We start from the raw sequence: 13,326 nt of genomic DNA on the forward strand, positions 1-13,326 counted from the left end.
TCGCCGCCCGGGCCCCACACCCCCGCGCGGTGGCGCCGGGGCGCATACTGGGGCCCGTGATCCCAGTGCCGCAGGGAGGTGTCGTGAGCGTGCCGGAGCCGGCGTGGCCCCCGACGGCCGCCGCCGCACCGCCTGCCCGCGGCGGACCGCCCGGGCGCGCCGATGCCATGACCGCGGCCCCCGGCCCTTCGCCCACCCCGCCCTCTTCTACGCGGACGCCGAGCAGTACCTCGCCGGCACCGTGCCGTTCGTGCGCGCCGCCCTGGCCGCCGGTGAGCCGGTCGCGGTGGCGGTGCCAGGGGAGAACCTGCGGCTGATCCGGGACGCGCTGGGCGCCGACGCCGACGCCGTGCGGTGCCTGGACATGCGGGAGGCCGGACGCAACCCCGGCCGGATCATCCCCGGCGTGCTGCACGCCTTCGCCGACGGCAGACCGCCCGGCAGGCCCGTGCGCATCGTCGGCGAGCCGGTGTGGGCGGGCCGCAGCGCCGCCGAGTACCCCGCCTGCGCCCAGTTCGAGGCGCTCGTCAACGCGGCGTTCCTGGGCCGCGAGGTCACCGTCCTGTGCCCCTACGACTCGGCGCGCCTCGACGAGCGGGCGCTCGCCGACGCCCACGCCACCCACCCCGTCGTCATTCCGCCCGGCAGCACGGAGCCCCGCCCCAGCGAGGCCTACGACCCCGAGGGCGTCGTCGCCCGCTACAACCAGCCGCTGCCGCTCACGCCGGTACCCGGGCCCACCGTCCTCGCCCTCACCTACGGCAGCGGCTCCCTCGCCAGGGCCCGGCACCTCGTCACCGAACACGGCGGCCGGCTCGGCCTGACCGGCCGGCGGCTCGACGACCTGTCCCTGATCGCCGCCGAGCTGACCACCAACAGCGTGGTGCACGGCGGCGGCACGGGCGCGCTCACGCTGTGGGCGGAGGAGGGGCATGTGCTGCTGGAGGTCCGGGACCGGGGCCGCATCACCGACCCGCTGACCGGCCACCGTCCCGCCGCCCACGGCCGGAGCGGCGGCCGCGGACTGCTCCTGGTCAACCTCCTGTCGGACCTGGTCCGCACGCACACGGCCGCGTCCGGTACGACGATCCGCAGCTACCTCGCGCGCTAGGCCGTGTCCGCGAAGTCGCGTCTGCGTCACGACGCCCGGCACGCCCTCTCGCCGCACCGGCCGAAAGCCCGAGTACACCCAGTACGAGGGCATCCGGCCGGCACTCCCCCAGCCTTCGGCCGGGGGGACCCTTCAGAGCACGCACGGACGCCGCGACGCCCGCCCTGCGGGCGAACGACGCGACTTTGCGGACACGACCTAGGGCGCGCCGGGGCCGTCGGTCCCGTTCCCGCGCCGCCCTGTCGACCTCCGTGCGGGGCCTTCCCCGCGGAACCGGCGGGCCGGGTCCGGTCAGGCGGCGCGCGGGTTCAGGACCAGGGGCTCGACGTTGCCCTCCAGCATCGCGCCGAGGCCCTGGACCGCGCACAGCTCCGGCCGTTCCGCGATGTGCACGGGGACGCCGGTCGCCTGACGCAGCATCTGGTCCAGGCCGGGCAGCAGGGCGGAGCCGCCGACCATCACGATCCCGCGGTCGGCGAGGTCGGCCACCAGGTCGGGCGGGCACTCGCGCAGCACCTTGCCGATGCCGTCGAGGATCGAGGTCAGCGGGGTCTGGATGGCGTTGCGGACGGCCGCCGTCTTGACCCGCACGCTGCGGGCGAGGCCGGTGACCACGTCCCGCCCGTGGATCTCCGTCAGGGCCGGCCCGTCCGGGGTGAGCCCGCTGCCGGACAGGGCGACCTGCAGCGGCCTTACCGCCTGGCTGGGCAGCAGCAGCCGGTGCTCGAGCCGCAGATGCTGCACGATCGCGTTGTCGACGGCCTCCCCGCCGACCGGGATGCGCTCGGCGGTCACGAGCGAGCCGAGCGAGAGCACGGCGACCTGCGTGGCCGCGGCCCCGCACACCATGATCATCGTCGCCTCGGGCTGCTCCACCGGCAGTCCGCATCCCACCGCGGCCGCGATCAGCGTGTCCACCAGCTCGACCCGGCGCGCCCCGAGCCCGACCAGCGTCTCGATCGTCGCCCGCTGGGCGAGCGGGTCCGCGTCGTGCGGGGTGCAGGCCGCCGCCCGCAGCCGGGGCTTGCGGCGCAGGGCGCGGCGCACCTTCTCGCCGATCAGTTGCCGCAGCATGCGCTGCGCCATCTCGATGTCGACCACCGTGCCGCCGGAGACGGGCCGCACGACCTTGATGTAACCCGGCGTCCGCCCCGTCATCTGCTCCGCGAACTCGCCCACCGCGATCAGCGCGCCCGTCCGGGTGTTCACGGCCGCGACCGATGGCTGGTCGACGACGATCCCGGCACCCTTCACATACACCCGGGTACGGGCCGCGCCCAGGTCGACGGCGAAGTGACAGCGACGCAACTGCTCCAGGCTGACGGTCACGGCGGATCCTCCCGAGTGCGCAGGGCCTTGGAGGCCGGACGGTGGCTTCCTCCCCACTCTCCGGGTGACGCCGACGGCCCGCCTGCGGGAGGGGGCCGGGCGGGGCACCGCTGAACGGGTCGTCCCCGGCGCGGCGGGCCGGACGGGCGGGTCCCGCTCCTCGGGGTCGCGCCCTCAGTGGCTGCCGCCGGTGTCCGCTTCCGGGGTGGGTCCGGCTCCACCCGGCAGGGGAGCGGAACGGACCGCCGGGACGATCCGCGGGCCGTGGCCCGCCCCGTGCCGGCGGGTCACCGCCTCTGCACCGACCCGGTGACCCGGGCACTTCCCCTTCGGCGGGCCGGAGGGTCGGCTCGGTCCGCCGGCCGGACCCGTCGTGCGGGGCAGCACACCGCTCCTCGTCGTCGACGTCCTCTCCATCCCGCCGCGCGCCGCGCCGGCCCCGGCGCGGGCGGTGCCCGGCCGGGCGGCTCGCCGTCGCCCTCCGGGCACTGCCGCGCCGCTGCTCCTGCACGCCACGCCGTCCGTCCGGGACTGCGCGGCCCTCGCCGTCGGCGCGCGCACCGCGTCCGGTCTCGACGCGACCCGCCGCTTCGTGGCCTCTCCGTACGAGCCGTTCCGCTCATCGCCCTCGCTCCACCCGGCCGCCGGACGGCGAGGCTCCCGAGGTCCGGGTCGTGAGGCGGGTGCCGTCCCACCGAGGCGGAGGGCCGCAACGCCCGCCACTCACGCGGGCGTTGGACGGACGCGCCGCCCCGCCGCTCGGTGCACGGCACAGCCGGGCGGCAATCCGCTGCATGCCCTCCGCGCCATCGTCCCGCGCCCGCCGCCGGCGGTTGTCCCGGATTCCGCCGCCCGCCGGGGCCGTCGCTGGCGGGAAGCCGCCAGGACGCCTTTCCGCCACGACCGGTCAACACCCGTGCACCACACGGCACATGACACTCGTCCCAGCACTCGACGCGCTCGACACGAGAAGAGGCGTGGATGACCAGAGGACCAGTCAGACGAGGGGCGGCCCTGCTGTCGGCGGGGCTCGTGATCGCCCTGTTGCCGAACGGGCCCGCGGTCGCGCAGCAGGCCGTCACCGCGGCACGGCGCACCCCGGACACCGCCACCACCGTCACCCTCGTCACCGGCGACAAGGTGACCGTCACGGACCTGGGGCAGCGGAGGAAGACCGTCACCGTGGGGCGGCCCCGAGGGGCCACCGGAGCCGTGCGGACCCAGGTGAACGGCGGCGAGATCACCGTCGTACCGGACGAGGCGCGGCCGTACCTGCGGGCCGGCAGCCTGGACCGGCGGCTGTTCGACGTGAGCGGGCTCATCCGGCAGGGGCTCACCGACGCCAAGGCGGACGCGCTGCCGCTCATCGTGACCTACGGCAAGGGCTCTCGGGCCGCCACCCCGGCAGGCGCCGAGCGGACCCGGTCGCTGCCCAGCCTGCGCGGAGCCGCCGTCGACGCCGCCCGGGGGCGCGCCTTCTGGCGGTCCTTCACCCGGCGCGGGAGCGTGGACAAGGTCTGGCTCGACGGGCGCGTCAAGGCCGACATGGCCGAGAGCAACGCCCAGATCGGGACACCGTCCGCCTGGGACGCGGGCCTCACCGGCAAGGGCGTCAAGGTCGCCGTGCTGGACACCGGTGCCGACCTGACCCATCCCGACCTCAAGGACCGGGTCACCGACAGCCGGAGCTTCATCGAGGGCGAGGAGGTCGCCGACCGCAACGGTCACGGCACCCACGTCACCTCCACCGTGGGCGGCAGCGGCGCCGCCTCCGACGGCAAGGAGCGGGGCGTCGCGCCCGGGGCCACCCTCGCGGTCGGCAAGGTGCTCAGCGACCAGGGCTCGGGCAGCGAGTCGCAGATCATCGCGGGCATGGAGTGGGCGGCGCGGGACGTGCACGCCCGGGTGATCTCCATGAGCCTGGGCTCGACCGAGGCCAGCGACGGCACCGACCCCATGGCGCAGGCGGTGGACACCCTCTCCGCGGAGACCGGCGCCCTGTTCGTCGTCGCGGCCGGCAACACCGGCGCGCCCTCCTCCATAGGCTCGCCGGGCGCCGCCGACGCGGCCCTCACCGTCGGCGCGGTGGACTCCGGCGACCAGGCGGCCTACTTCACCAGCGCCGGACCCCGGTACGGCGACAACGCCCTCAAGCCGGACCTCTCCGCGCCCGGTGTCGACATCCTCGCCGCCCGCTCCCGGCTCACCGAGGGCGACGGGCCGTACACCTCGATGAGCGGCACCTCCATGGCGACGCCGCATGTCGCCGGGGTGGCCGCGCTGCTCGCCCAGGCGCACCCGGACTGGTCCGGCGCCCGGCTGAAGGACGCGCTGATGTCGACCTCCACCCGGCTGGACGCGTCCCCGTACGTGCTGGGCGCCGGGCGGGTCAGCGTGCCGGACGCCGTCAAGGCCGACGTCACCGCCACCGGCAGCGCCGACCTCGGCTTCCACGCCTGGCCGTACGACGCGGACAAGCCGGTCACCCGCACCCTCACCTACCGCAACTCCTCCGACGCGGACATCCGGCTGACGCTGGCCGTCGAGGGTGGGCCGGAGGGCGTCGCCACCCTCGCCGACCCCGCCCTGAGCGTCCCCGCGCACGGCACCGCCTCCACCACCGTCACCGGTGACGGCGCGAAGGCCCCGGTCGGTGAGAGCGGCGGGCAGATCGTGGCCTCAGCGCCCGACGGCACCCCGGTCGCGCACACCGTGTTCGGGCTGGTCAAGGAGGAGGAGCGGTACACGCTCACCGTCCACGTCAAGGACCGCGCGGGCGCGGCCACCGCGGCCGACCTCGCCGTGCAGCGGCTGGCCGCGGGCGAGGACGCCCAGCCCGCCCACGTCGGTGACTCCGGCACCCTGAAGCTGCGGCTGAAGCCGGGCACGTACAGCCTGACCTCCTTCCTCGACGTGCGCGGCGGCCACGGCGCCGACTCGCTCGGCCTCGGCTTCCTCGCCGCCCCCGAGATCACCCTCGACCGGGACCGGGACGTCACCCTCGACGGCCGGAAGCTGCGGGAGGTGAAGGCGGACGTCCGCCGGCGCACCGAGACGCGGCAACTGCTCATGGAGTACGACCGGACGGCGAACGGCGCCGACCTGTTCGGCGCCGTCCAGGTGCCGCTCACCTACGACAGCGTCTTCGCCGCGCCGACCGCGAAGGTCGCCGAGGGCGCCTTCGAGTACCGGACCGTGTGGCGGCTCGCCAAGCCGCTGCTGGAGGTCAGGGGGATCGGCGAGGCCACCGTGCAGGCGGGCGGCTCGCTGATCGAGGGCCGCACGAGACTGCCGCTGACCGACGTCGGCGACGGGCCGCTCACTGGGGTCGGGGGCAGGGCGGTGCTCGCGCACCTGGCCGACGGCGCCGACCCGGCCGCGCTGGCCCAGGCGGCCCAGGACGCGGGCGCCAGGGCGCTGTTCGTCACGGACGACGCCCCCGGCCGGCTGATGGCCTGGTGGGGCACGGACGACAACGCCGACCGGCCGCTGCAGATCGCCACCGTGAGCGCGGCGGACGCGGCCCGGCTGCGGGCGGCGGGCAAGGTGGACATGACCGGCACCCGCAACTCCCCGTACGTGTACGACCTGTCCGAGGGGCACCCGGGCGCGATCCCGGACCGGGACCTCACGTACGCGCCCTCGGGGCGTCAACTGGCGACCGTGCACAGCCGGTTCCACGCCGCGGAGCCGATCGGGGGCGGCGAGTTCCGGTACTCGGTCACCGGCACCTTCCCCATAGGTCTCGGCTTCCAGGAGCGCGTCGACCTGCCCTCCGAGCGCACCGACTACGTCTCCACCGGCCCCGGCCAGCTCTGGCACGAGTCCGTCACCGCACGCGACGGGGCGCTGGAGGAGCGCAGCGGACTGGTGCGCTACGACGGCGGATCACGGCAGGAGCTGAACTGGTTCCGCCCGGTGTGGCACCCGTGGCTCGGCACCGGGCTCGGCTGGGGGCAGCAACGCGCGGGCAACCAGATGCAGTTGAACGCCCCGGGCTGGGGCGACTCCGGGCCCGACCACACCGGCTTCGGCGACGTGTGGAGCGAGGGCAGCGGGATGACCCAGACCACCGCCGTCTACCTGGACGGCACGCTCGTCGACCGGCGCACCAGCTCCGGCGCCTACGTGTGGGACGCGCCCGCCGACGAGCACACCTACAAGGTGGTCACCGACACCGCCCTCGACCCCGGCCTGTGGAAGCCCGGCACCAAGGGCCACAGCGAGTGGACGTTCCGGTCGGCGTCCACCCCGGAGGACCGCTGGACCTACCTGCCGCTGATCAACCTCGCCTTCGACGTCGGCACCGACCTCGCCGGCACGGTGCCCGCCGGGCACCGCGTACCGGTCGGGATCGCCGCCTCGTACGTGGCGAAGGCCGCCGGCACCGGGACCCTCGGCGGCGGCAGGCTGGAGGTGTCCTACGACGGCGGCGCCACCTGGCGGACGGTCCCGCTCACCGCGGACCGGAACGCCTCCTGGCACGGCACCCTGACCGTGCCCCGCGACGCCGCCCAGGTCTCCCTGCGCGCCTCGGCCCGGGACGACAAGGGCGGCTCGGTCACCCAGGAGATCATCCGGGCGGTGGGGGTGCGGTAGCCGTCGCGGCGGGGGCGGTCCCCGGGCCGCCCCCGCCCCGCGAGCCGGACACGGCCTAGGGGCCGGGGTGGTACATGACGCCCCGGATCACGCCCAGCTCCACCAGGTCCTGGGGGCGCACGCGCAGTTGACCCGCGGTCGCCTCCACCTCCCCGGGCGGGCGCTTCAGGATGGCCGCCGCCAGCTCCGGGGCGATCACCGAGAAGTAACTGTCCGGGGTGGCCCAAGTGTTGCCGGGCGCGGCCAGCGCGAGCGCCCCGCCCGAGCCGCCCTCGCCGACGACCAGCGTGGTGACCGGCACCCGGGCGGCCGCCACCGCGCCGAACACCTCGGCGATCGCGGCCCCGGCGCCCTGCCGCTCCGCCTCGGCGTCGTTCGCCGCACCCGGTGTGTCCACCAGGGTCAGCACCGGGATGTCCAGCCGGTCCGCGAGCCGGATCAGCCGTGCCGCGGTCCGGTACCCGGCGGGCCGGGTCGCCGTCCCCGTCTGCGCCGCGTAGGCCACCGTGCGGCCGTCCCGCTCGCCGAAGCCGCACAGCATGCCCTCGGGATCGGCGCCCCCGCAGCGGTCACCGTGGACGGCCACCCGGCGGGTGAAGTAGGCGTCCAGATAGGCCCGGGCGCGCGGGCGTTCGGGGGAGCGGGCCCGCAGGACGGCCTCCCAGCCGGTCTCCGGGAGCGCGGGCGCGCCCAGGGCGTGCGGCGCCGGCGCCTCCCGCGCCGGGGTGGTGAGCAGCCGGAGCCAGTGGCCGAGCGTCTGCCGGAGTTCCCCAGGCGGCACCACCGCGTCCGCCGAACCCGCGGCCACCTGTGCCTCCGCCGTGTAGGCGGCCGGGTCCGCGTCCGGCGGCCGGACCCGGGAGCCGGCGAAGCCCACCTGGGCGCCCGGGAGCGCCAGGATCACGTCGGCGCCGGCGCCCAGGGTGGCCCAGCCGCCGCCGGTCGTGGGGTCCCGCACCACCGCGATCTGCGGCAGCCCCGCCTCCCGGGTGAGCGCCGACTCGCGGGCCACCCGCTGGAGCTGGGTCAGCGCGAGCATGCCCTCCTGCATCCGGCTGCCGCCGGTGGCGACGAGCGGCACGACGGGCAACCGGTGGGCGCGGGCGTGCCGGTAGGCGGCCTCCAGCCGGTCGCCGGTGCGCTCGCCGAGGGAGCCGCCGAGGAAGCCGAACTCGAACGCGATCAGCACGGCCCGGGTGCCGCCGACGCTCGCGGTGCCGCACACCACGGACTCCGCCTCGCCGGTGCGCTCGGCGGCACCGGCGCGCGCCGCGCCGTAACCGTCCCAGCCGAGGGGGCCGTCGGTCTCGTGGGTCCGTCGCGCGACGGGGAGTTCCCGGAAGCTCGCCTCGTCCGCGACCAGGGCGAGGATCTCCCGTGCCGACAGCCGCTCAGGCATCGGGCACCAGCGCCCGCTTCATGATCTTCCCCATCTCGTTGCGGGGCAGGACGTCCAGGTGGCGGACCACGCGCGGGCGCTTGTGCGGGGCGAGCCGCCGGGCCACGTGGTCGGCCAGTTCCGCGTCGGAGGGCGGCGCCTTCGGGTCCGAGGGCACGATCCACGCCACGATCCGCTCGCCCAGGTCCGCGTCCGGCTCCCCGGTGACCGCCGCCTCCCGCACCCCCGGGTGCTCCAGCAGCGCGTTCTCGATCTCACCCGCGCCGATCTTGTAGCCGCCGCTCTTGATCAGGTCGGTGGCCTTGCGCCCGACGATGCGGACGTAGCCGTCGGGCTCGCGCACCGCCATGTCGCCGGTGCGGAACCAGCCGTCGGCGGTGAACGCGGCGGCGGTGGCGTCGGGCCGGTGCAGGTACTCGGTGAACAGGTTCGGGCCGCGCACCTGGATCTCGCCGACGCTCTCCCCGTCGTACTCGGTGATAGGCGTCCCGTCCTCCTCCACCAGCCGCAGCTCCACACCCGGCAGCGGCACCCCGACCGTCCCGGCCCTGGCCTCGCCGTCGGCCCGCACGCTGGTGTTCATCAGGGTCTCCGTCATGCCGTACCGCTCGATCACCCGGCGACCGGTCGCCGCCGCGATCCGCTCGTGGTCGTGCACGGGCAGCGCGGCCGAGCCGGAGACCAGCAGCCGGGCCCCGCCGAGCGCCCTGGCCAGCTCCGGGTCGCCGGGAAGCGCCTCGGCGATGCGGTGGTACATCGTCGGCACCCCGAACAGCATGGTCGCGCCGTCGTTCAGCTCGCGCGCCACGCCCTCGGTGCTGAACCGCCCCAGGTGCCGCACCGAGCCGGCCCGGCGCAGCGGACCGAGGGTGCCCAGCACCAGGCCGTGCACATGGAACAGGGGCAGCCCGTGCACCAGCACGTCCCGGTCCGTCCACTGCCAGGCGTCGGCCAGTGCGTCCAGGGTCGCGGCCAGGGCCCGGCGTGGCACGACCGCGCCCTTGGGCGGGCCGGTGGTGCCGGAGGTGTAGACGATCAGTGCGGGGTCGCCGTCGCCGGCCCGTTCAGGGGGCGGCGGGGCGCTGCCGCCGGCGTCGACGTCCAGCCGCTCCAAGTGGTCCAGCGCGGAGGGGAGTTCGTCACCGGGCGCGGCCAGGACCAGGTCCGGCGCGCTGTCGGAGACGATGTGCGCCAGCTCCTTGTCGCCCGACTTCGGGTTCAGCGGCACCGCGGCCACCCCGGCGAGCAGCGCGCCGGTCACCGCGACGGCGGTCTCCAGCTCCGGGGTCGCCCACACGGCGACCCGCCCCGCGCCGCTCAGGCGGGCGGCGACCGCGCCCGCGGCGCCGGCGAGCGCGCCGTATGTCAGCGACCGCTCGCCGAACCGCAGGGCGACCCTCCCCCGGACCTCGTCCGGGGGGACCCCCGTACCGCTGGGCTTGCCCGGACCGTCCACCAGGGCGGGAAAGAGGGAGGACACGCGGCGCACTCCTTGTAATCGGGGGACTCGGTGCTCCCTTCCTACCCCAGCCGCCGCGTTCCCACGACGGCGCTCAAGTCCGCCGCGAGCCGCAGCTCGGCGGAGCGCAGCGCGGGATGCCCCAGCCAGTGCAGCCGTGCCCGGTCCACCGCGCCCTCGTGCAGCGGCGGCCAGCCGGTGGCCGGGGTGAAGTCGTCGACGACGACCGTCCCGCCGGGCGCGAGCAGCTCCGCCACGTCGGCCGGTTCGTCCCCCGGCGCCTTGCCCTGCCCGCCCCCGTCGAGGACGAGCAGGTCGTACGGGCCGTGCTCCGCGATCCGCCGCCAGTCGCCGGTGAGCACCGTGACCCCGGGCCGGTCCGCGAAGACCCCGGTGGCGAGCCGCGCCCGCTCGGGGTCCCGCTCCACGCTGTACAGCCGCACGCCCGGCCGGGCCCCGGAGGCCAGCCAGGCCAGCCCCACCCCGAGCCCGGTGCCGGTCTCCCCGATCCGGGCGCCGGCCCCGCCCGCCAGCGCGTGCAGCAGACGGCCCTGTTCGGGCCGGCAGGAGTAGCGGAAGCCGTGGGCGCGGGCGGCGGCCAGGGGGTCCCGCACGAGGGGCGGGAGCCCGGCCGCGCCGTTGTACGCGTCGGTGCCGTCGGTCGCCATCCGGCCTTTCTAGCCGACCGGGGCGGCCGGCGCGGCGGCGGGGACGACATCGGCCACGACACAGCTCACGTTGTCCGGACCGCCCGCCGCGTTGGCCGCGTCGATCAGCTCCCGTACCGCCTGCTCGGGGTCTCTCTCACCGGCGAGCAGCTCCTTGATCCGCGCGTCGGCCACGACCCCCGTCAGACCGTCCGAGCACAGCAGGTACCGGTCGCCCGCCCGGGCCTCCCGCAGCATCAGATCGGCGGCCACCGCGGGCCCGCCGGTGCCCAGCGCCTTCAGCAGCATGGCCCGCTGCGGGTGGCTCTCCGCCTCCTCGGGGCTCAGCCGCCCCTCATCGATCAGCGACTGCACGACGCTGTGGTCGTGGCTGATCCGGAACAGTCCGCCGTCCCGCAGCAGATACGCCCGCGAGTCGCCGATGTGCACGAGCGCCAGCTTCGAACCCGTCCACAGCATCGCGGTCAGCGTGGTGCCGACCCGCTCGCCGCCGGCCAGGTCCCGCACCGCCTCGCCCGCCGAACGCACCGCGTCCTCCAGCAGGTTCAGCACGTCGCCGGCGGCCGGTTCCTCCCCCTCGTCCAGGAACCTCAGCGCCTCGACGGCCGCGCTGCTCGCGGGCGCCCCCGCCGGGCCGAAGCCGTCGGCGACGGCGAGCAGCCTGCGGCCCGCGTACACGGAGTCCTGGTTGGACGGGCGGACGTGCCCGCGGTCGGAGTGGGCGGCATAACGCAGTTCCAGCATGGTGGTGTGGTCCCTTCTCGACTCTCCGGCCAACTGGTCGACGAGGAAGGCGGCGAGATCCCGCCGTACGGCCGTCTCCGCCTCGACCCGCGCCCAGTACGCCCGGACCTCGTGCGCGGCCTCGGCCGCGTCCAGGGCGCACACCGCGCGTATCTCGGCCAGCGGCATGCCGAGCCGCCGCAGCCAGGCCACGAGCCGGGCCCGCTGGAGCTGCTCCACGGCGTAGTACCGGTAGCCGCTGTCCGGGTCGACCCGGGCCGGCCGCAGCAACTCCAGCTCGTCGTACAGCCGCAGCGCCTTCGGCGACAGCCGGCTCGCCTTGGCGAACGCGCCGATCGTCAGCAGCTCCATACGGACCTCAGCTCCACAGGAATCCCGTCCTCAAGGGAACGCCGTCCGGGAGAACGCCGCGTTCCTCGCTTCCGCCACCGATGCTGGGGCTTCCCCGAAGGTGAAGGTCAAGCGGGCTGTCCCGGTTCCCGGCGCGGTTGTTAGCCTCGCAACCGATCGAACCGCCGTACGACAGGGAGCCCGCCGTGCCCCGTATCGCCCTCGCCACCTACGACCCCGGCGACCGGCCGAGCAAGGACCGCGACCTGCCGGTGCTGGTGGACGCCCTGCGGGAGGCCGGCGCCGACGCCGAGGCCCGGTACTGGGACGACCCGGCGGCCGACTGGGCCGGCTACGACCTCGTCCTCATCCGCTCGACCTGGGACTACAGCTGGCGGGCCGCGGAGTTCGGGGCGTGGGTGGAGCGGGTCGGCGCCCTGACCCGGCTGGCCAACCCGGCCGCCGTGGTCCGCTGGAACTCCGACAAGCGCTACCTCGGCGAGCTGGCGGCGGCCGGCGTGCCCACCGTCGAGACCCGCTACATCGCCCCGGGCGAGCCCGCCGAGCTGCCCGGCGGACACGAGTACGTGATCAAGCCGACCTCCGGCGCGGGCGCCCGGTTCGCCGCCCGCTACACCCCGGACCGGCACGAGACGGCCGTACGGCAGCTCGCCCGGATGCACGCGGAGGGCTTCACCGCGATGGTGCAGCCGTACCTGCGGAACATAGACGTCAGCGGGGAGCGGGCGCTGCAGTTCTTCGGCGGCCGCCTGCTGCACGCCAGCCGCAAGGGCGCCGTCCTCGCGCCCGGCACCCCCTTCGACGCCGACAAGGTGGCCCATCCCGACCTCGAGCCCTGGCAGCCCACGGACGCCGAACTCGCCGTGGCCGAGAAGGCGCTGGCGTGCGTGCCCGGCGCGCCCGGACTGCTGTACGCGCGCGTGGACCTCGTCGACGGCGAGGACGGCCGGCCCCGGGTGATGGAGCTCGAACTGGTGGAGCCGAACCTCTTCCTCTTCCTGCACCCCGCCTCCCTGCCCCGCGTCACGTCGGCGGTCCTGGCCGCCGCGGGCTGAGCCCGCCCGCGCCGCCCGGGGCCCGCGTTCAGTCCCGGACCGCCGTCCGCTGGAGCAGCCCCCAGGTGAACTCCGCGACCACCTCGTGCCGGACGCCGTCCCGGCCGGGCGCCGAGAAGGCCAGACCCCACCGCGTGGGGGCCGTGCCCTCCAGCGGACGGGCCGGGGCGAAGGCGCGGGCGGCCTCGTCGACCGTGCAGGACCACGGGGTGAGGTCGTCCAGGGTGCGCAGCGCGGGGGCGGGCGCGCCGGGCGCGCGCACCAGCCATTCGTTCCAGACCGCGCCGTCGGGCGAGACCAGCACCTCGAAGCGCAGGTCGGGCCAGAGCGGGAGCGCCCACCGCCGGGCCTCGCAGTCGACGTCCCCGAGGCGGCGCGGGACGACGGACTCCGGCTCGCCGAGGACGGAGCGGTAGCGGGCGGCGGCCGACCGGGACCTGGGGGAGCGGACCATCGCCTGCCAGCGCTTGTTGGCCTCCCGCATCTCCGTCATGGACGCCCCGAGCCGCCGCCGGGCCTCGTCGACCAGGTCCGGGTTGTGGTCGGCCATGCGGCGCAGCAGCACGAGCTGGAAGTCGGGACGCATGACACCCATGGTGCCCCGGGCACGG

The 13,326-nt window shown here is 76.0% G+C and carries 9 protein-coding genes; 3 read left to right on the forward strand and 6 right to left on the reverse strand.

Translation table 11 applies throughout. The annotated features are described in order from the left end of the window. The first annotated feature begins 103 nt into the window (after window positions 1–103). Window positions 104–1,111 carry an anti-sigma factor RsbA family regulatory protein gene (locus ACFYU0_RS11200; protein WP_389299700.1) on the forward strand — a complete coding sequence of 336 codons (1,008 nt, stop codon included), beginning with the start codon at window positions 104–106 and terminating at the stop codon, window positions 1,109–1,111. 291 nt (window positions 1,112–1,402) lie between these two features. Here the strand turns inward: ACFYU0_RS11200 and ACFYU0_RS11205 are convergent, their stop codons facing one another. Beyond that, window positions 1,403–2,440 (reverse strand): rod shape-determining protein, encoded by a 1,038-nt coding sequence (locus ACFYU0_RS11205; protein ID WP_351659694.1) that lies wholly within the window; start codon window positions 2,438–2,440, stop codon window positions 1,403–1,405. A gap of 981 nt (window positions 2,441–3,421) precedes the next feature. Here ACFYU0_RS11205 and ACFYU0_RS11210 point away from each other — a divergent pair. Beyond that, the gene (locus ACFYU0_RS11210; RefSeq protein WP_389299704.1) at window positions 3,422–7,039 is read left to right on the forward strand and encodes a S8 family serine peptidase; all 3,618 of its coding nucleotides are present in this window, start codon (window positions 3,422–3,424) and stop codon (window positions 7,037–7,039) included. Window positions 7,040–7,094: 55 nt separating this feature from the next. On the opposite strand, the gene ACFYU0_RS11215 is transcribed toward ACFYU0_RS11210, so the two are convergent. From ACFYU0_RS11215 to ACFYU0_RS11230, 4 genes are read right to left on the reverse strand one after another with little or no spacing between them, the layout of a single operon-like run. Continuing rightward, window positions 7,095–8,438, reverse strand: coding sequence for a carboxyl transferase domain-containing protein (locus ACFYU0_RS11215; protein ID WP_389299707.1), 1,344 nt, complete (start codon window positions 8,436–8,438; stop codon window positions 7,095–7,097). Next, window positions 8,431–9,918, reverse strand: coding sequence for an acyl-CoA synthetase (locus ACFYU0_RS11220; RefSeq protein ID WP_389299710.1), 1,488 nt, complete (start codon window positions 9,916–9,918; stop codon window positions 8,431–8,433). The genes ACFYU0_RS11215 and ACFYU0_RS11220 overlap by 8 nt, the downstream gene beginning before the upstream one ends. 41 nt (window positions 9,919–9,959) lie before the next feature. Next, complete coding sequence (locus ACFYU0_RS11225; protein WP_389299712.1) at window positions 9,960–10,565, reverse strand: O-methyltransferase; 606 nt, start codon at window positions 10,563–10,565, stop codon at window positions 9,960–9,962. A 9-nt stretch (window positions 10,566–10,574) separates the two neighbouring features. Next, window positions 10,575–11,660, reverse strand: a complete 1,086-nt coding sequence (locus ACFYU0_RS11230) for a MerR family transcriptional regulator (RefSeq protein ID WP_389299714.1) — start codon at window positions 11,658–11,660, stop codon at window positions 10,575–10,577. A gap of 185 nt (window positions 11,661–11,845) precedes the next feature. On the opposite strand from ACFYU0_RS11230, the gene ACFYU0_RS11235 reads away from it, so the two are divergent. Next, complete coding sequence (locus tag ACFYU0_RS11235) at window positions 11,846–12,715, forward strand: hypothetical protein (protein ID WP_351659711.1); 870 nt, start codon at window positions 11,846–11,848, stop codon at window positions 12,713–12,715. A gap of 28 nt (window positions 12,716–12,743) precedes the next feature. Here ACFYU0_RS11235 and ACFYU0_RS11240 read toward each other — a convergent pair whose 3' ends face one another. Then, window positions 12,744–13,301 (reverse strand): hypothetical protein, encoded by a 558-nt coding sequence (locus ACFYU0_RS11240; protein ID WP_389299717.1) that lies wholly within the window; start codon window positions 13,299–13,301, stop codon window positions 12,744–12,746. Between the last annotated feature and the right edge of the window lie 25 nt (window positions 13,302–13,326).

It is taken from the genome of Streptomyces sp. NPDC003720, assembly GCF_042875075.1.
Lineage (GTDB): Bacteria > Actinomycetota > Actinomycetes > Streptomycetales > Streptomycetaceae > Streptomyces.